Source organism: Tychonema sp. LEGE 07196 (assembly GCF_963890365.1).
GTDB lineage: Bacteria > Cyanobacteriota > Cyanobacteriia > Cyanobacteriales > Microcoleaceae > Microcoleus.
This window is the reverse complement of sequence record NZ_CAWPRX010000040.1, coordinates 1-19,674: the sequence shown is the minus strand read 5'-3', so window position 1 is coordinate 19,674 and position 19,674 is coordinate 1. Positions and strand designations below refer to the sequence as shown.

The following is a 19,674-nucleotide window of genomic DNA, read 5'->3' as shown; positions in this document are numbered from 1 at the left end:
ACCCAACCCTCCCCTTGTCAAGGAGAGGGAGTAAGAAATTCACAAATGATTTAGGATTGCTATATTTCCCGCTCAATTAATGTTATGTCAACTTTTTCTCTCCAGCGCTTAATTGCCAAAATTTCAGGAAAATCGACGCTGCAAACTGTGCTGATAGTTCCGTTTGTCTTGCAAGTATTTGCAGCGGTGGGAATTGTCGGATATTTATCATTTAAGAACTCTCAAAGAGCAGTAAACGATCTTGCCGATCAGTTGATGGGGGAGGTGAGCAATCGCATTGAGCAAAATTTGGTAACTTATTTACAAACTCCCCACCAAATCAATCAAAGCAAGCTGGATGCGGTGAAACTGGGTTTTGTTAATATGCAAGATTTGTCAGCTTGGGAAAAGTATCTGTGGCGGCAAGTACAGTTGTATCCTTATATTAATTTTACGTCGATCGCCAATCGAGATGGAGAATACCGCACTGGCGAAAAGACATCGGATGGAACTTTATTGATTAACGCATCCGGGCCCTCTACAAATTTTGATTTTTATTCCTACAATACTAATGATTCGGGCGATCGCACGACAGTAGTAGCCAACGTCAAAAACTTCGACATCCGACAGCATCCTTCCTACACCTATGCGGCTCTAACAGCAAAACCAACTTGGAGTTCAGTTTATATATCCTTCCTAGAACCCACATTGATCCTTAGCGCTTTGCAACCAGTTTACAACAGCCAGAAACAGCTAGAAGGAGTATTAATTGCTGCTTTGCGTCTCGACAGTATCGGTCAATTTTTAAACAGCCTCAAAATAGGCAAATCCGGTCAAACTTTTATTATCGAAAGAAACGGCACGCTGCTGGCAACTTCCACGCCGGAACAACCTTTCCGCACCCAAAACGGTAAAAGAGAACTGTTTAAAGTAACAGAAAGCAGCGATCCAGTCACACAAAATACAGCTAAATATTTAGAAACACACTTTCAAAACTTGCGCCAAATCACCAAATCGCAGCAACTAAGTTTTGAAATAAACGGCAAACCACAATTTTTAAAAGTCCTGCCATTCCAAGACGGCAAAAGTTTAGATTGGCTGATTGTCGTCGTCGTTCCCGAAGCCGACTTTATGGAACAAATTCATGCCGGAAACAGAACTACAATATTGCTATGTTTGGTCGCATTAGTGATGACTACTGTGCTAGGACTTATCACTTCTCGGTGGATTAGCCAACCTATTTTAAAATTAAAAGATGCAGCAATAGCGTTGTCTGAAGGACAATTTGATAAAACTGTCAAGCTCGATCGTGCCGACGAGTTAGGCATACTTGCCGCTGCTTTTAACAGCATGGCAACACAACTGCAAGCATCCTTTACAGCCTTAGAAACTAAAAATAGCGAATTAGAGCGACTGGACAAACTGAAAGACGAATTCTTAGCAAATACTTCCCACGAACTCCGCACTCCACTCAACGGCATTATTGGGATTGCAGAATCTTTAATAGACGGTGCTACCGGACAACTCCCAGAATCAACAAATTTTAACTTAGGTTTGATTTCAGCTTCGGGAAAAAGATTGTCTACCTTAATTAACGATATTTTAGATTTTTCTCAGCTAAAACACAAAACCATAGAACTGCAAATTAAATCCGTTGGTGTGAGAGAAATAGTCTCTGTAATTCTTACATTATCTCAGCCCTTAGTAAATCAAAAAAACTTACAGTTGATTAATTCAATCGATCCCGAATTGCCGCCCATAGCAGCCGACGAAAATCGCTTAGAGCAAATCCTTTACAACTTAATCGGCAATGCGATTAAATTTACCGAAAATGGCACAGTTGAAATTTCAGCAGAATTGGTAAATTGCAACGAACAATCACCGCTTAATTCCCAATTAGCCATTACTGTATCCGACACCGGCATTGGCATCCCCGAAGATAAATTAGAGCGAATTTTTGAATCCTTTGAACAAGCTGATGGTTCCACTGCTAGAGAATATGGCGGCACTGGTTTAGGGTTAGCTGTGGCCAAGCAGTTAGTGGAATTGCACGGAGGTACAATTTCCGTATCTTCCACTGTAGGCGCGGGTTCCCTATTCACTTTTACTTTGCCTGTATCTGAAACTCAGCCGGAATTTAGCAGCAAACAGCCGCCTTTAACCCAGGAATCTCGCATTTTAACAACTCCTGAATTAGCCCAGCAATCATCTATCATAAATTCGGGCTTATCAGCCAATAGCAACTTCCCAGAAAATCAACGAATAAAAATTTTGGTAGTCGATGATGAACCCATTAATATTCAGGTGATAACTAATAATCTTTCTTTAGAAAACTACGCCATCACTAAAGCTAGCAACGGCTTAGAAGCTTTAAATCTGATTGAATCAGGATTTAAGCCAGACTTGATTTTACTGGACGTAATGATGCCGCAGATGACTGGTTATGAAGTGTGCAGAGAAGTTCGCAAAAAATACTCGCCTTTAGAAATGCCGATTCTGATGCTGACAGCAAAAAATCAAACTGCCGACTTGGTAGAAGCTTTTAATTTAGAAGCCAATGATTATGTAACTAAACCTTTTATCAAAAAGGAGTTGTTGGCGAGAATTAATACGCAAATTCGTTTGGCAAAGCTGAATGCAGCTTACGGCAGGTTTGTGCCACAAGATTTTCTGAGTTTGCTGGAAAAACCGAGTATTATTGAAGTAAAATTAGGCGACAATCAGGAAAGAGATATGACAGTGCTGTTTGCTGATATTCGCTCGTTTACGTCGCTTTCAGAAATGATGACACCGCCAGAAAATTTTGCATTTATTAATAGTTATTTGGGAAAAGTTAGCCCTGTAATTAGGAGAAAAAATGGGTTTATTGACAAATATATTGGAGATGCAGTTATGGCTTTGTTTTCTACATCTCCTGACGATGGTATACGAGCAGCAATTGATATGCAAGAAGAAGTGAATATTTTTAACCAGGAGCGCGAAAAAAAGGGTTTGTTTCCGATCGCGATCGGCATTGGTTTGCACGCGGGAAATTTGATGCTGGGTACAATTGGCGAGCGAGAACGGATGGAAAGTACGGTGATTGCGGATGCGGTGAATCTCGCGTCTCGTTTGGAAGGATTGACTAAGATTTATGGTGCAAGAATTCTAGTTAGCGGTGCAATTATCGATCGCCTAGAGGATCTTGAAAAATATAAGTACCGATTTGTCGATCGCGTAACGGTGAAAGGAAAAACCAATGCTGTGTCAGTGTTTGAAATTTATGATACAGAAACAGAGAAAAGCATTGTACTCAAGCAGCAAACTGCGGAATTTTTTCAAGAAGCTCTCAATTTTTACTACCAGCAAAAATTTGTTGCTGCCCAAAAAATATTTGAGAATATTTTACAAATCAATCCTGACGATCGGGTAGCAATGCTGTATTTTAAACGCTCTCGCAAATATCGAATGTATGGAGCGCCGGATGGGTGGTCAGGTGTGGAAATTTCGAGGGAAAAATAGGTTTTTTTTTGAGGGAAGAAGTTATTGGTTGTTTGTTATTAGTTATTGGTTGTTGGTTGTTAGTTGTTAGTGCTGTCCCCGCCGAGCTTTCCATCCAATGTCATCAGGAAGAAGGAAGAAGGCTATAAGGGATTCGCTTAGGGTGAAAAGAAGGAAGAGGGTAGAGGACAGACTTGATTCAACATTCCTGGATGCAGAACCTAATTATGTGAATTTCCAGTACATAATGGTGCAGCACGGATTATTAGCATGAGCTACAATGCTTTTTATCAGGGAAATTGTCGCATTTGGTTTGGTGATTTCGATCGCATTACCGATCCAGCGTCGCTAATTTCGACTCAATTCGCGATCGGCAATTAGCGGGAACTATTATTAATTACGCTCAAAAGCAAGAATCAGCCGATTTGTGCAGTTTCTCTGAGAACCCAGGCGATTTACTATGTTATTGAAAAGTATTAGCAGATCGATCGCAAAATTTTACAGCAGCGTGCCCCTCCGTTTAGCGCTGACAGTGCCATTTGTCCTGCAAACTGTCGCCGCAGTCAGCCTAGTAGGATATTTGTCTTTCATCAACGGACAAAAAGCCGTTCAAGAATTGGTTAATAGCTTGCAGGCCGAAATTAGCGATCGCATCCAAGAGCACCTCACAAATTACTTAGAAAAACCTCACACAATCACCCGACTCAATGCAGGTGCAGCACAACTCGGCAAGCTGCATCCAGCAGATTTGCAAGCAACACAGCACTACTTTTGGCACGAGATGCAAATATTATCCTCGGTGCGAGAAATTTATTTAGGTAGTAAGCAAGGTGAATATATTGGAGTTCGTAGAGAAGCATCAGGACAATTAATTGCGAAAATGACAGAAAACTTTCCTAGGCGTTCTTTCTATACTTTAGATAACCGAGGCAATCCCACTACTTTATTGAGTTACGAACCAAACTACGACGCGCGAACTCGTCCTTGGTACATCAGTGCAACCGCAGCAAACAAATTAGTTTGGACCGACATTTATACGTTTTTTCATGGAGATTTGGGAATCACAGCGGCTCAGCCTTGCTATGACGAGCGAGGTGAGTTTGTTGGAGTAATGGCAGTTGACATGATTTTGAGCCAGATTGGGAACTTTTTGGCAAACATGAAAATTAGCCGATCGGGTCAAACTTTCATTATGGAGCGATCGGGCGCTTTAGTGGGAAGTTCGACAAGCGAAAAACCCTACACCCTCGACACTGACGGCAAAGCTCGACGATTGCTAGCAATTGATAGCAAAAATACGTTAACTAACGCCACAGCTAAACACATCATTAGTAATTTCAATTTAAGCCAAGTTGAGCCGCCTCAAAAACTAGAATTTCAACTCGAAAATCAGCGAAATTTTGTGCAGATATTGCCGTACAAAGACCCCAGCGGCATTGATTGGTTAGTAGTGATAGTGATTCCAGAAAACGATTTTATGGAAAAAATTAATGCTAGCACTGCTACCACTATTTTACTCTGCATAGCAGCGCTAATAGTAGCAACAATTATTGGTATTTTTACGGCTAGATCGATCGCGCGGCCAATTCTAGGGTTAAACGCAGCAGCCAAAAATATCGCCCGAGGAGAATGGGATCGGAAACTAGAGTTCGATCGCGCCGACGAAGTAGGCCAACTCGCCAAATCCTTCACCAGCATGGTATGTCAATTGCAAACATCCTTCGTCGCCCTCGAAAATAAAAATCAAGAATTGCAACAATTCGACAAACTAAAAGACGAATTTTTAGCCAACACCTCCCACGAATTCCGAACTCCCCTCAACGGAATGATTGGTATTGCCGAATCAATGATTGACGGCGCAGCCGGAACTTTATCGGAAATTCAGCAGCACAACCTCTCAATGATTGTTAGCAGCGGCAGGCGGCTCAACGAACTTGTTGACAATATTCTCGACTTTGCTCAACTCAAAAATCAAAAACTAGAATTGCAGTTTCGCAGTGTAGGAATTAAGTCAATTGTCGAAGTTGTACTAACTGTCAGCAAATTTTTAATCGGTACTAAAAACTTGCAGTTAATTAACAATATTCCTGCGGATTTGCCCTTAGCTTGGGCTGACGAAAACCGCTTGCAACAAATCCTTTACAACTTAATTGGTAATGCGATAAAATTCACCGATAGCGGCATTGTAGAAATATCAGCAGAAATTGTAGCCACCGACGGTCAAAAATTCCTCCCAGTGCCCGCGTCAAATCGCCCGCCCCCAGGCCCGAATTTTCAAATAGCTGTTACCGTTTCCGATACTGGAATAGGCATTCGGGGCGATCGGCTCGATCGCATTTTTGAGCCATTTGAACAAGGCGACGGTTCCACAGTCAGACAATACGGAGGAACAGGTTTAGGTTTAACAATATCCAAACAATTTGTCGAACTCCACGGCGGTAAAATCTACGCAGTATCCCAAGTCGGTATCGGTTCCCACTTCACCTTTACCCTACCTTTTTCTACCGAAGAAATTCATCCCAATCAAGCAGTAATAAATCCACAAACAACAACCGAAATTCAGAATAGTCATTTTTTAAACAACATTTATAAAACTTATTTGTCCTGCAATCTAAATTTTTATAAATCCGATGAAGATCCAGTAAGCCAAGCCAGATTGCCATTAAAACTTGAACAATTTAAAATTATGATAGTTGACGACGACCCGATAAATTTACAAGTTTTAAACAATCATCTTTCTCTGGAAAATTATAGCGTCATTCAGGCGCCTAACGGGGAACAAGCCCTATCAATCCTCGAAGGCGGACAGCATTTTGACTTAATCATTCTCGACATCATGATGCCCAGAATGTCGGGTTATGAAGTCTGCGCCAAACTAAGGGAAAAATATCCCTCCCACGAGTTGCCAGTAGTGATGTTAACGGCGAAAAATCAAGTATCAGACTTAATCGTAGGATTTCAATTCGGCGCTAACGACTATCTAACTAAACCCTTCTCGAAAGACGAACTTTTAACCAGAATTAAGTCTCACATCAACTTATCGCAAACTAACAGCGCCTACGGGCGATTTTTCCCTGATGCTTTCTTAGAATTTTTGAAAAAAGAAAGCATTGTGGATATCGAATTAGGCAATCATGTCAGCAAAGAAATGGCAGTCATGTTTAGCGATATTCGCTCTTTCACCTCGCTTTCTGAAACTATGACACCACAGCAAAACTTTGACTTTGTTAATGCTTACTTGCGAGAAGTAAGTCCAAAAATTAGAGAGAATCACGGCTTTATTGTCAAGTATTTAGGAGATGGAATGATGGCAGTTTTTCCAAACGGTGCTGACGATGCACTCAAAGGTGGAATTGCTAAACTGCAACAAGTTCACAAATATAATGTCTATCGGCTTCGCAGCGGATATCAACCGATTCAAGTAGGTGTAGGAGTGCATTTCGGTCAGATGATGGTGGGGATAGTCGGAGAAGCACAGAGAATGCAGGGAGATGCTTTTTCCGATCATGTCAATTTAGCCTCTCGTTTGGAAAGTCTCACTAAATTATATGGAGTATCGTTAATAATTTCTGATAAAATTTTGGAAAATTTAACCGCTCCCGAACAGTATCAAATCCGTTTTTTAGATAGAGTAATTGTCAAAGGCAAAAAAGATGCAATTTCTATCTATGAAGTCCTCGACGGAGAAACCGAGTTAGTCAGGGAAATCAAGTTACAAACTCAGCCGGATTTTGAACGGGGTTTAGAACATTATCGCCGTCACGAATTTCAGGCCGGTCAAATTTGTTTCGATCGAGTTTTAGCTGTTAATTCCGAAGACAAAACGGCTATCCTGTATTTAGAGCGACTCAACCATTTGATAAAAAATGGCGTTCCTGAAAATTGGTCTGGGGTTTGGACCTTAACTCAGAAATGATTTGGTAGTGTCGGTAGATAGTAGATTTGCGACTTTCAAATAACTGGAGAATTGAGTCAACGACAATTTTTATAACTATCGGGTTAAAATCGGTAATAAACTCATCTGCTTCGAGATTTTGCTTAAACAATTCCTTAGCTCGATCGCACTGATAGCGCATTTCGTCAAAGCCGACAATTTTTACTACAAACGTCGCCAGCGGAGAGTGTTCTAAATCGCTCTTAGAATTGCTTTTAGCCCTACCATTTTCTAATAAATTTAATACTTCCGATTCTAAACTATTTTTAGGGTTGTAAGGTTTCTCGATTTCTGGAAAAAAGCTTTCTAGGCGCACGCCTCCGACAGTTCTATCTGGAAGTTCTCCCATCATCATCGCTAGAGAAACGTCGATTCCCAAACTCGAAGAAAGAGCTTCTAGCAGGGCGATAGCAGCTAGTTTGCAGCCTAAATAAAGCTTGGCAATTTCCAGATTGTATCTAGCAGTAGTTTCCCAACGCTGATAGGTGCGATCGTCGGGACATCCCTCAAACTGCCGAAAAATCACCTCTGGCTGGAGATAACTCAGAAAACCCTCCATTTTCAGGATAGCAATTCGATAGTCGCGAACCGTGTAAAAACCGCAGCAGGTGAGGTTGTGATTGGTTTCCGGCAGTAAATTCCAGGTATTTGCCAAAAAATGGGCTGAACTCTGGTGAGAAAAACTGATTACATCCCGGTTAGAAATGCGTACAGCTTTTTTTATAGTTTCCCGCATTTCCTCGTCAGTCAAACTGAGGTTAAACAGGATATTTATTGCTTGCAAGCGGTCGTAAAGACGCTGGCTGACTGTTACTTTTCCGTCGGCGGGGCGAAACGGAATTGTGGCTTCAATGCAGGCTGCAATTTGAAGCAATTGCTCGCGTTTGAGAAATGGTTCTAGAGCTTTTGCTGCTACCAAAGCGCTGAGAAATTCGTTTTGTCCTGAGAAGGGGTTGAGCACTTCTCCGGGTACAAAACCGAATACCTGCATTACCATCTCGAAGGTAGGATCTGCCGACAGTTCAGATTGCTCTCGAATTTGTAGCTGTTTGTTGACTTCTTTTGTTACCGGAGTGATGTAGTAGCTGACGTTAAAGTTAATACTGCGATCGACTTGCACGTAGACGATATCGTGAAATAAAGCGGCCAAAACCTCGATCGCGTCTTCTTTTCCCCCTACCTCAAAAATATGTTCGGGAGTGTGAAAAAAACGCCACGATCCTGTCATCGGCTGAACTATCAGTTCGGCAATCCGAGCGAGTTCAGTTGGTTCTACTTCTGCGTTTAGGCGGTCGATCGCCCAAATCAGCTTTTCTAAGCACTGTAAATATGCTTCTTTGCTATCCATCACAGTCTTTTCCAATAACATTGATGTCAGTCAATTTGAGATTTGAGATAATTCGACTTCGCCCTACAAGTTTGAGATTTAGTTGCAACCGGAGCAGGAACTCTTCGTCTAAAATTTTTAGATATCCACAACAGGAGTACGTGGTACGGTATCAAATTTTGAGCGGTATCACCTCAGCCACCCTCTTGTTAGTTGAATTTTTCGTATATGCGGTTTTTTCGAGTAGGAAATTTTGACTTTTTTGTTGAAGATTTTAGCTGAAATGGAGGAGACCAATATTTGCTTTAAATCTACTTAATTTCCAGTAGCTGACCTCCCCTGTTTGCCAATTTTAATTAATACAAAGTATGACAGGTAAATTACATAAATTGCTAAACCTGTCATACCCAACAATCCCAAAAATTGAGGTGTGAGATTAGGGTGAAACATCTGCTTGTACAGCCAAGGCGGGTCTAACCAAATGCGGCAAAAAGGTTCGTCAATTACTTGAATTTGAGATTTAAAGGCACAGTTTAAGAAGGGAATTTGAGCTAGAGCGCCCAAACCGCTGAAAACAGTAATCGCCCACCGCCAAGCTGTAAAGGCGAGCTTCAAAGGTGATTGAGGCCGATCGGCAATTTCGTCGTTTAAATCCTGCCAGAACCACAGACAAGCAGGAATCAAGGCTCTCGCTATCACTGACGAGACAAAGCTCACAGGCAGAGCAGCCATCATCAGGTAAAGTGTAATTGCCAACAAACTGGCTACCCGCCAATAAATCACCAACAAACGGGCGATCGCATCAGCTTTGTCAAAAACAGCCCAAATCAGCACTACCAGCGGGATCGAAATGGTTAATAGCACAGACAAGCGGTAATCCATCCACACAAGTGGTTGAAACCAAGGCCCAGTGGCTGCCAATAAAAGACTTAACATCTTTGGGAAAATATACTCACTTATTTGTGACAAATTCTACTATACAAATGCTCAAAAGTCAGGGATAAGATAAGACGGCGGTTGAAACGAGGTTTACAAAAACTTTCGTTGGTGGCTCGACAGCTTCGCCGAACGTCCTCGGCATATCCCAAAATATAACGTAATTTTAACTATCCAGCCGGGAAGTCCCTCGGTATATTCATTCGGGATGAATCTTCGCGCTGCGCGAAGTACCCCGAATGAATTACGCCCGCGTGATGAAAGGCTCGTGAGTTGACAATTGCACCGCCCACGAGATACAAAGCGCAGCCAGCAGTAGACGGGCGGTGCATGAGGAAACGAACAAATTCCCTGTATTTTCCTTGCCTATCAGCTATGCTGTTACCAGCAACCTTAGTTACCGATAATGTATCAAGCTTACAAGTTCCGATTATATCCAACAACCGAACAGCAGCAATATTTTGCTGGTGCATTTGGCTGTTCGAGATGGTTCTGGAATTACAGCCTAAATCTTTGTCAGGAAACATACAAGGCTACCGGTAAAGGGCTGAGTCGGGGCGCAATCCAAGGTTTACTACCTCAGCTCAAGAGCGAATATCCTTGGCTGAAGAAAGGTGCTTACTCGCCATCTCTACAGGTTGTTGCCCTAAATCTGTCTGTTGCATACCAGAATTTCTTTGAAAAAAAAGCTGGTTTTCCTAGCTTCAAATCAAAGCATGGACGGCAATCCGTCAGCTATCCTCAGAATGTCAAGGTAGGTGAAAAGTCTATCAAGCTACCTATCATTGGTGAAGTGAATTGCAAAATACATCGCACTTTTGATGGCACAGTCAAGACTGTTACCGTATCTAAGAACCCAGATGGGAAGTATTTTGCTTCTATCTTGGTTGATGATGGTATTCCGAGTGTAGAGACTACACAAAAAGGCAAGGCAATTGGTTTAGATGTAGGCTTGATTGACTTCTGTGTAACCAGTGATGGCAGTAAATATGTCAATCCTCAGCATCTCAAAAGACACAGCCGTAACCTCAAAAGGAAACAACAGAAACTCAGTCGTCAGCAAAAAGGGAGCAATACTAGACACAAGGCTAGAAGATTAGTGGCTAAAGTCCCCTCAAGAATCAAGCGTGTTCGCGAAGATTTTCTACACAAACTATCCCGCAAGATAGTAAACGAAAACCAAGTCATCGCCGTAGAAAATTTAAACGTCAAAGGCATGGTACACAATCACTGTATAGCTAAATCAATTAGCGATGCTGGGTGGGGGATGTTCGGAACAATGCTCAAGTATAAAGCTGAAAAAGAGGGCAAAATCTATGTTGAGGTTGACCGATTCTTCCCTAGCTCCAAAACTTGCAATAATTGTCTGCACAAAGTATCTGAAATGTCATTGGATGTTCGTCATTGGGATTGCCCTAGTTGTAAATCAAGAAATGATCGCGACGTGAATGCGGCAAAAAATATTAGATGATGAAGCCTTGCGGTTTTTGGCATTAGGAATTAGTGCTACTGCCAGTGGAGGGAATGTAAGTCGTGGTGGCAAGATTTCGGTCTTGTCGGACGCGGTTCCTTGTGAATCTGGAAGCCCCCGTCATAGCGGTACTCCGCTTGACGGTGGGTAATTCACTCGTCTTGTCTTCAACCTGTACCAGGTTGGTAAAGTCTCCTGTAGACGCACTTTCAACCACTGGGTATTCTTGGGGAGTTGACTAAATACTTGCTATAGATGAAGTCCTAGCTCTCCTTTACAAGGTTTTTTTGGGAGGGAGTTATGTATAGCACGTATTTGGCAAAAAGGTACAGTTAATCAAGCGATAAAAGAATCCCGCACCAAAATGTAGCTTTTGGTGCGGGAGGGAAGACAAGGAGCTAAATTGCTCGTTTATTCCTCGTAGATGCGGCATTCAGCAGCGTCAGGGTTGTCGTCGCAAAATCTATCCAAGGAATTTTTAGGTTTGACTTGCTTTTGGTGGGAAGCTTCAGCTTGCAGTTCTTCAACTGCGTCCCACGCTGCGGCGCATTCGCCCGAAGTTGCGCCCTTGACGTCACAGACGGTACGAGCGCTTTCTAGTTCTTCTTCAATTTTTGATTCGATGTTGCCTGCGGGTGTTGTTGTCATAAATTTTCACGGTAAGAAAGGTTTTCTTTTTTGGATGTTAGCTTGTGTTCGATTTGCAGTTTCAGTTTGGCGACCTCAGCTAATACTAGCTTGAGATGTGCTGAGGTTGCAGCCCGATCAAACCCATCAATAAACTGCGATCGCAGCAGCCGTCTCTACTTCCTGTTTTATTTTAGCCGATCGGCGGATTTTAGTTAACAGGCATCAATGCAGGTCGAGCCCACCTGACTTTTGATAAAAACATTACACCCAGTTGTGGTGTCAAACTGTATTGAGCTTGATCTTTTAAGATTTAGCTGAAGACGGAATTTAACACTAAACAGATTGATTTAAGACTCATGTTAACTTATGTTAACACAAAAACCGCGATCGGGGGAGAGTCGATCGACTTTCCAATAGCGTCCCGCCAGCGGCAAGTTCCGGTTAGCCTAATGTATAGACATAGTTTTATAGAGATTTTCGCCCTATGGACAAGCAAAACCAAATGCAATGGGTCAGCGCCTTATCAACCCGTCCGTCTTTGGAATCAGCCTTGAAAGAAGTTGTAGAAAAAGCCGATCGCGAATTAGAAGGCCCGGCCGATTTAGCGCTGATTTTTATCTCGTCTGCCTTTGCCAGCGAGTATTCTCGGCTGATGCCTTTACTCAAAGAATTACTGCCAGTGCCTGCGATTCTCGGCTGCGGCGGGGGGGGGGTAATCGGTACCGGTCGAGGCGGTCAGACCGAAGAAGTGGAGGGTTCTCCAGCAGTCAGCCTCTGTCTTGCCCGCTTGCCTGGAGTGAACGTCAGAACATTTCACGTCGGTGCAGAGGAACTGCCGGACTTAGACAGTCCGCCGGATACTTGGGTGGATTTGTTGGGCGTGCCGGCCGGTGAAGAACCGCAGTTTATCATTTTGGCCGACCCCTTTTCGGCAAAAATTAACGATTTGCTGCAAGGGCTAGATTATGCCTATCCGGGTGCACCGAAGGTAGGGGGACTCGCCGGCGGCGACGGTGCGGGCAGGGGCGCGGCGCTGTTTTGCGACTATCAGCTTTACCGAGAAGGAACGGTGGGAGTGGCTTTGAGCGGTAATATAGTTCTCGAAACGATCGTCGCTCAAGGCTGCAGACCGATCGGGCATCCTTATCGGGTGACGGAAGGAGAGCGCAATATTGTGCTCAAACTCGAAGAACAAACCGACGATATCGGCAGCGGGGGCATCGAGCGATCGCCCTTAGAGGCCCTGCGAGAGTTAGTTCAAACTTTGAGCGAAGCGGACCGAGAATTAGCGCAGCACTCGTTATTTGTCGGCTTAGTCAGCGATGAATTCAAGTTTAAATTAGAGCCCGGAGATTTTTTAATCCGAAATTTGTTAGGGGTAGATCCGAAAGTGGGAGCAATTGCGATCGGCGATCGAGTCCGTCCCGGACAGCGCATCCAATTCCACCTGCGGGACGCGCGCACCTCCGCAGAAGACCTAGAACTGCTGCTCGATCGCTATCAGCGGGATGCTGAGTACAGGGGTACATCTAGCGCCGGCGCATTGATTTTCTCTTGTCTGGGGCGCGGCGAAGGGCTTTACGGCCAATCGAACTTTGACTCGCGACTGTTTGGCAGGTACATCAAAAACATTCCCCTGAGCGGCTTTTTCTGCAACGGCGAAATCGGCCCCGTGGGCGGCAGCACGTTTCTGCACGGCTACACCTCCGTTTTCGGGATTTGCCGCCAAAATTCATAATCTTGTTGACGGTTGACGGTTGACTGTTGACGGTTGACTGTTGACGGTTGACTGTTGACTGTTGACAACTAACAACTAACAACTAACAACTAACAACTACCAACTAAGAGGGCCCGCACGCACCATCCACCGCCCCTACCAACTAACAACTGACAACTGACAACTGCCAACTGACAACTGCCAACTGACAACTGCCAACTGACAACTACCAACTAACAACTGCCAACTGCCAACTAACAACTACCAACTGAGCAATAACTAAAAGCGGCAGTCGCCTGCCGCTTTTAGTTTTAACTAGATATCAGGAAACCTTAGAAACTAAAGGTTGTCCGCAGGACTCCTACCCAGATATCGTCATTATTTCTGTTGTTTTCGGGATTCAGAATCACGTAAACGCCCGGTGTCACCGCAATAAAGTCATTAACTTGGAAGCGATAGAAACCCTCCAAGTGATAAGAGGTGTCGCGGTCTCTGGCGACATCGCTTTCAGTAACTTTTGGCGGGATGCCGGCAATAAAACCGAGGAGGTTTCCAGGCTTGCCAAAATCTGGCAGCGCCAAGAAAACAGCACCGTTCTGAACAGTAGCGTCATTGTCTGCGCCCCGTTCTTGGTGAGCCTTGGTGTAACCGTACCAACCGCCAAGCTGGAAGCCGCGGCTGGGTTTTAAGTTAAGTTGTACGCCAAAGTTATCTGATGCGGTGGATGTTTGACCGAAGGGCCGGTTAGCCAAGGAACTGCCAGTACCGCCCATGATGCCAACATCGCCACCCCGATTGTATTTCCGGGTGTAAGTTGCGCCAATGTCAATAAATTTGCCGAGAGAGAAGTTGAGCTGACCCAAAGCGCTGAAAGAACCGTTGAAAACGCCCCGGCCGTCGGCTGGGTTGGGAGAGTCGCCGTCGGAGGCAAGATAGGCAACTGTGGCTTTCACTGGGCCCAAGTTGTATTTGATAGCAGCGCCTGCTCCTTCGGGGCCGCGGAACACTGCCGGGTTGTAACGTCCAAACCTGGATAAAGCACCGTTGCCGCTACTTTCCAAGGGAGCAGTCAGCTCGGCAACGTCATCGAGCCTCAGTCCTTTCGGGCCCAACCATACTGTAGCGTTGCCTACCGGAAAGCGATACCACACTTGATCGAGGGAGAATTGGTTGCCGTCTTCGCCGTCGATGGCGAGGCGAGCCATGTTCGTACCGGCGGTGTTGGCTGTACCGTAGTTGGCGACGTTTCTAGCTTGCAAGCGGGTTCTGAGCAAGTCTCGACCGCTGAAGCTGGTGTTGAAGTTCAACCGCACCCGGTAGCCGAGGTTGGTGGCCGTTTTGTCGTCCCGCAGCCCAACACCATCTCCGAAGGTGTCGCTGGCGAGAAAAATGGCTTCTCCTGAGAGTTTGGTTGTGGTGGAGAACTGGTTAGCTTCTAGTTCTGCGGTGCGAGCTTCTAGGCCGTCTACTCGTCCGCGCAGGGTAGCGAGTTCGGCTGCAAATTCTTCTTGCAGGCGTTGCAGGATGGCTAAGTCGTCTTTGGTGACGAAGGTACCTGTTGACGAGCTAATTAGTTTGGTTACTTGGTCTAAGCAGGCGTTGACGCCGGCTGCAAATTCGTAGCGAGTCAGGGCGCGGTTGCCGCGGTAGGTGCCGTCGGGATAGCCTGCGATACAACCGTAGCGTTCGACTAGGGATTGCAGGGCTTGGAATGCCCAGTCTGTCGGCCTTACGTCGGATAGCTGAGAGACCGATGTCACCTGGGACATGGTTCCTGACTGTTGTGCCGGCAGGGCTTGGGGTGTTGCTGGGACGATCGGGCCGCCCATTCCTCCGGGTACTGTCTGAGCAATTTCTACCTTAGTAGCTGGGACAGTAGCTGGGGGGAGAGCGGCGGCAGCGGGTTCTTCAATTTTTGCAGCGGTGTCTGTGGGGGTGCTTTGCACTGCCAAGTCTGATGCTTGGGGCGACGGTTCGGCTGTGTTCGCTGCAGCCACGGGTTCAGTCGCTGCCGCTGTGGTGGCGGGGGCGATTGCGATTGGGGCTGCTGAGTCGATGCCGCTTTCTGCTGTTTGCAGTGCTGCTGCGCTGGTTTCTGGTTCAATTTTTGCCAGTTTTTCCGGCTGTTTTTGTGCGTCGTCCGAGTTGGCGATCGGGGTTTGGGCCGCTGGAGCGATGCTGTTTAAAGCCAGCTTTTCTGGGGCGGCAGGGGCTGCTGCAACTGGTTCTGCAACTAATTCTGCAACTGATGCTGCAATTTTTGATTCGGATGACTTTGCTGTGGCTAGCTGGTTGGCTTCAGCGGTTGCGGTCGCTTCGGCTGCTAGGGCTGCGGTACTGACAACTGATGATAGCCCCAGAATAGCGGGGGATACTAGCAGTAAATTCCAAAAAGTTCTGTTCATTTTCCTCACACCTTCACACTCTATTCAACTCGATCGAGAATTCCCAACTTGTAATTTTTGTGGTTGCTTGTCTGCTAAGAATAACTGCCAATATAATAGAACCTCTCCATAGCTGCTGACTCACAGTTGGGGTGTCTAGTTTCCGCTTGAACGTAGGGGCTGGGCTTTTCTACGGCAAGGGCATCAATTCTGGTCAAGTCCACATTACATTACGGTTGATTATACCATCACCGGGCGACGTACCCACACGCTATGCGAAGCATACAGTCTGGGCTTCCCGTTTCAACCGCCGCTGCCTCTACCATTTTTGAATGATGTTGGTCTTATGCAGCGTATGGAGGTTTGACAAGCCATCTTGTCCTCACTCCCATCGCACGGGGTGCGTGCGATCTCGGCAGACTCCCTGCGCCCCAAGGAGTTCATTTCATCTATCGATCGCCCGACTTGCTTTAATTGCTGTAGGTGCGATCGATAATTGGTGGTGCGGGTTCGGCCACAATCTGCCTCAAACTGACTGCTACCCTGAGTCTTCGGCTACGCCAGACTTAATAGACAGTTATCAGGATAGGATCGGGGCTGCTTGTCGCCTCCCTTATACAGCTTTCGAGCCAAATATGTCAAGCTTTTTAACCTCACTTTAAACCCTGCGACCTTTGGCGGGGCGATTTTCGGGCCTGCTGGGAGCCAGCGGGCTTTCATAACTCGTAGATGTACCCTTGAAAAGCCAAATTTCTGGCTTGACCAATTTGGCTTTTTTGACGATCCCAAGAGTCGGGACTTGCGCGGGCGATAGTCATGTTTGAGACAAGCTGTCGCCCGGTTTAATTAACCGCTACTTTAACACAATTTTTGGGTGTTCTGAGTGCGGCTGCAATTGGTGTTGCTTAATATCCAATCGCGCCGAGAATGCTGTGTTGCTTGAGATACAAACTCAACCCAAATTTTATAGGGATTTGATGGCTGTTTTTGGCGTAGGGCGATCGCAGGAATTTAATGCTAAGCGGGCGAAAATGCACAACTCAAAAATAGTGCTGTCGGAACAAAAAAAACAACCGCTGTGGGTGGAGATTTTAGTAAAAGAATCAGCGGTTATGGAAGATTTTGGTATTATCATTGCCTGCTGCGACCAAGATTATCTGTTTGCTAAGGATTGCTGTGCTAGCATCCGGTATTTTTTGGGAGATGTTCCCATCTGTCAGTTGATTGACGGTACGTTTTCTGTGAGTGCTTTGGAAAAATCCTACGGCGTGCGAGTAATCGATCGCACAACGGTTTCCTAAGAGGTTCTCAGGAAAAAAAGTTTTGGTTGGAGCAAAACTAAGATGATTGCCTTTTGGGAAAGTCCTCGGTCAAATTTTATGGTTTTGGATGCCGATACGATCGTCTGGGGCGATGTTCTCAAGTTTGCTAATTTTAAGGAATTTGATTTTATTGTAGACCAACCTTGTCAGGAAAATTCGGATGCAGATATTTCCAAGTTTTTCTTTGACATTCCTGGTGTTGAGAAAAATTTCCCCAGTTTTAGCTGGTCGAAATATCGAGCCAATTATTTCTGCACTGGTACTTTTTTTGCTGAACGCGGCATTTTAATTAGGAAGAATACGTAGAAATTTTAGATTTTACGGTTGCAAATCCGGGGATATTTAAGTACGGAGAAATGGGTTTTTTAAACTTTATGATTGTCCGGGCGGCCGGGGAAAGTCGGCTGCGGGTGCAGAGTGTGGATATGCAGTTTTTGGTGCCGGATTTTGACCGGGATTTGGTGAAAAAGCGGTTTCCGATGGAATCAAGCGGGCCTGCGGGCGATCGCGCGTTGGCGAATGTGATTCACTGGTGCGGGCCGAAGCCGAGTTTATCGACATCTCAAGTTTACTCGGAACCGATGAATTTTTGCCGCCGCAAGTGTCAGGAGGATGTTTGGAACCGCACGGGTTTGGCGGCCCAGATGTCGCTGCAATTTGAGGATTTGCAGCGATCGATCTATGTGTACAAGAATAAGTTGACTGTTGATTGTTGACTCGATTTTATTATTCCGATGCAACCGGAAACGATATAAAAAGTTGGGCGCGGGCGGCGAGAAACCGGGAATATTCTGAGATTTCTCGCCTCCATTTCCCGACTTTTTTGCAGTAATACCAAATCAGGGTTAGCTACTGGCTACGATTACTGATTTCGGAATTTTTTAACCGCAGAGAACGCAGAGAACACAGAGAAAGAGAAGAGAGAGATGAATGCAGGGTTCACTCATCCAGGGGCAAAAGGGGGCCGGCTGGGGGCAAAACTTGGCGGTGAACGCTGATTTTGTGACTTTCTCGCTGAGTTTGCATTTCTACGGCGATCGCCTCAAATTCGACTTCCATGCAGCCGTAGGGAATTTCTAACTCGATACTTGCTCTGACATTTCCCAAGCCGTTAGGTGTAAATTCGGTAATCCAGCGCGGCCCGTCGAGAATCAGGTAGCTTTGTCGATCGAATACCCAAACTTTTACATAAATCCGGGGCATCAATTCCGGCAGTTGCACTTTCACTGTTACAGCTTGGCCCGCGAGGATTTGGGCGCGCGGCAATTCTAAGACGGGCATCGGTACTAACTCGTCTTCTGGCAAAACGTAGGGAGTTGGCCCAGTTGATTCTTCGAGTTTTGTGGTTTTTTGAGCAACTTGTTTCGGCTGTGGGGGCTCGTCAAAAACTACAAATTCTCTGGATTCCGGGCCAATATATTGGGGCTCGGAAATTGTTTTCCCGATCGCCCGTTGCTGTAATGTTGGGCTGCTTTCTTCCACTACGGCTGTGGTGTCGCTGCTATTGGCGGCTTTTGGAGTTGGCGACAGGGTGGTTGCTTTGAGCCATTCGGGGGATTCGCCGTTGCTGGCTAGGGAACTCAGTCGCGACCAAAATCTATTCTCGACGTTTAGGGTTTGAAATGCCTGTTTTGAGGCTGGTGGCGGGGTTTCTGGGGCTGTTGTTTCTGGTTCCGGGGTGTTTTCGGGTTTTTTGTCGATCGCTCGATCTTCGGCCGTTTCTGCGGCTGTTGGGATGTCTGAGGGTTTGGTTTGTGGGTCGATCGCCCCGGCGACTGTTTGACGGGGATTGGAGATTTCTTGGAGTAATTGCGATCGGCCCCCCTCGGGCAGTTTGTTACCGAATGCGGGCAATTCTAAACCGCCGGCACTTGCAGTTTGGCGGGAATTCAGTTGAGGCGGTAAGGGTTCGTTTGTTGAAACTTCGGCCGGGGATGGAGGCTCTAAAGATTTTTCTACTAGCTTGAGAAACGATAAATTTGTGGTCTTCAGAGGCTGTTTTGAGGCTGTTGGGGAGAGTTCGGCTTGATGCTTTTCTTCGATGAAATTTTCTTTAATTACTTCTAGAAGGTGCTCTAAACGGGCCGTAATTGTAAATAGTTTTGTGGCTAGGGGAACGCCTCCGCTGCTGAGTATTGCTTCTCCTAAAATTAGGCGACTTTTGCACTCGCTGGGGATGTAGGTGACGCAGGCAAAGATGCAGGGGGGAGCTTGTTCTGGCATCTGCTGCTGGATTTGGGCGAGTATTTTTGAGGTTTGGGGGTCGCGCAGGTAGATTTGTATTTCTGCTGAACCGATGAGTTTTTTGAGTTCTTCTGTTTGTGATTCAGAGATGAGAGTTGCTTTTTTTCTGGTTGTTTGGGGTGGTTGGGAAATGTCGATTTTGCCGGAAATGACTAAGGGGCGGCCGAGTTGGGTGACGAAGGTTTCTCGATCGAGTATCAGTTCGAGTTCGAGTTTGACTGGGGGTTGGGGCGGAGGCGGAGGGGTGGTT

At 45.6% G+C, this 19,674-nt stretch carries 11 protein-coding genes and 1 pseudogene; 7 read left to right on the top strand and 5 right to left on the bottom strand.

What is annotated here, in order from left to right; all coding sequences use genetic code 11:
- Nucleotides 1-84 precede the first annotated feature (84 nt).
- Nucleotides 85-3,480, top strand: coding sequence for an ATP-binding protein (locus tag AACV78_RS05560; protein WP_194011825.1), 3,396 nt, complete (start codon nt 85-87; stop codon nt 3,478-3,480).
- Between the two features lie 439 nt (nt 3,481-3,919).
- Complete coding sequence (locus AACV78_RS05555) at nt 3,920-7,375, top strand: response regulator (protein WP_194011826.1); 3,456 nt, start codon at nt 3,920-3,922, stop codon at nt 7,373-7,375.
- Here the strand turns inward: AACV78_RS05555 and AACV78_RS05550 are convergent.
- Nucleotides 7,308-8,741, bottom strand: a complete 1,434-nt coding sequence (locus tag AACV78_RS05550; RefSeq protein ID WP_228042615.1) for a hypothetical protein — start codon at nt 8,739-8,741, stop codon at nt 7,308-7,310. The genes AACV78_RS05555 and AACV78_RS05550 overlap by 68 nt on opposite strands.
- Before the next feature lie 294 nt (nt 8,742-9,035).
- The gene (locus AACV78_RS05545) at nt 9,036-9,656 is read right to left on the bottom strand and encodes a DUF3177 family protein (RefSeq protein WP_194011828.1); all 621 of its coding nucleotides are present in this window, start codon (nt 9,654-9,656) and stop codon (nt 9,036-9,038) included.
- 406 nt (nt 9,657-10,062) lie between these two features.
- Here AACV78_RS05545 and AACV78_RS05540 point away from each other — a divergent pair.
- Nucleotides 10,063-11,278, top strand: a pseudogene (locus tag AACV78_RS05540) (RNA-guided endonuclease InsQ/TnpB family protein).
- A 260-nt stretch (nt 11,279-11,538) separates the two neighbouring features.
- Here AACV78_RS05540 and AACV78_RS05535 read toward each other — a convergent pair.
- Nucleotides 11,539-11,775, bottom strand: a complete 237-nt coding sequence (locus tag AACV78_RS05535; protein ID WP_194011829.1) for a Calvin cycle protein CP12 — start codon at nt 11,773-11,775, stop codon at nt 11,539-11,541.
- 484 nt (nt 11,776-12,259) lie between these two features.
- Here AACV78_RS05535 and AACV78_RS05530 point away from each other — a divergent pair, with 484 nt between their 5' ends.
- A complete protein-coding gene (locus tag AACV78_RS05530; RefSeq protein ID WP_339383479.1) occupies nt 12,260-13,495 on the top strand; it encodes an FIST signal transduction protein in 1,236 nt (411 codons plus the stop codon).
- Nucleotides 13,496-13,806: 311 nt separating this feature from the next.
- Here the strand turns inward: AACV78_RS05530 and AACV78_RS05525 are convergent, their stop codons facing one another.
- Nucleotides 13,807-15,879 carry an iron uptake porin gene (locus AACV78_RS05525; RefSeq protein WP_194011831.1) on the bottom strand — a complete coding sequence of 691 codons (2,073 nt, stop codon included), beginning with the start codon at nt 15,877-15,879 and terminating at the stop codon, nt 13,807-13,809.
- A gap of 956 nt (nt 15,880-16,835) precedes the next feature.
- Here AACV78_RS05525 and AACV78_RS05520 point away from each other — a divergent pair.
- From AACV78_RS05520 to AACV78_RS05510, 3 genes are read left to right on the top strand one after another with little or no spacing between them, the layout of a single operon-like run.
- Nucleotides 16,836-17,159 carry a hypothetical protein gene (locus AACV78_RS05520; RefSeq protein ID WP_228042614.1) on the top strand — a complete coding sequence of 108 codons (324 nt, stop codon included), beginning with the start codon at nt 16,836-16,838 and terminating at the stop codon, nt 17,157-17,159.
- Nucleotides 17,160-17,201: 42 nt separating this feature from the next.
- A complete protein-coding gene (locus AACV78_RS05515; protein WP_228042613.1) occupies nt 17,202-17,486 on the top strand; it encodes a hypothetical protein in 285 nt (94 codons plus the stop codon).
- A gap of 50 nt (nt 17,487-17,536) precedes the next feature.
- A complete protein-coding gene (locus AACV78_RS05510) occupies nt 17,537-17,896 on the top strand; it encodes a hypothetical protein (RefSeq protein WP_228042612.1) in 360 nt (119 codons plus the stop codon).
- Between the two features lie 223 nt (nt 17,897-18,119).
- Here AACV78_RS05510 and AACV78_RS05505 read toward each other — a convergent pair.
- On the bottom strand, nt 18,120-19,674 hold a 1,555-nt coding region (locus AACV78_RS05505), incomplete at its 5' end, for a hypothetical protein (protein WP_194011832.1).

Coding starts and splice junctions, on each gene's coding strand:
- AACV78_RS05560 (WP_194011825.1), top strand. CDS start 85: ATGTCAACTTTTTCTCTCCAGCGCTTAATTGCCAAAATTTCAGGAAAA.
- AACV78_RS05555 (WP_194011826.1), top strand. CDS start 3,920: ATGTTATTGAAAAGTATTAGCAGATCGATCGCAAAATTTTACAGCAGC.
- AACV78_RS05550 (WP_228042615.1), bottom strand. CDS start 8,741: ATGGATAGCAAAGAAGCATATTTACAGTGCTTAGAAAAGCTGATTTGG.
- AACV78_RS05545 (WP_194011828.1), bottom strand. CDS start 9,656: ATGTTAAGTCTTTTATTGGCAGCCACTGGGCCTTGGTTTCAACCACTT.
- AACV78_RS05535 (WP_194011829.1), bottom strand. CDS start 11,775: ATGACAACAACACCCGCAGGCAACATCGAATCAAAAATTGAAGAAGAA.
- AACV78_RS05530 (WP_339383479.1), top strand. CDS start 12,260: ATGCAATGGGTCAGCGCCTTATCAACCCGTCCGTCTTTGGAATCAGCC.
- AACV78_RS05525 (WP_194011831.1), bottom strand. CDS start 15,879: ATGAACAGAACTTTTTGGAATTTACTGCTAGTATCCCCCGCTATTCTG.
- AACV78_RS05520 (WP_228042614.1), top strand. CDS start 16,836: ATGGCTGTTTTTGGCGTAGGGCGATCGCAGGAATTTAATGCTAAGCGG.
- AACV78_RS05515 (WP_228042613.1), top strand. CDS start 17,202: ATGATTGCCTTTTGGGAAAGTCCTCGGTCAAATTTTATGGTTTTGGAT.
- AACV78_RS05510 (WP_228042612.1), top strand. CDS start 17,537: ATGGGTTTTTTAAACTTTATGATTGTCCGGGCGGCCGGGGAAAGTCGG.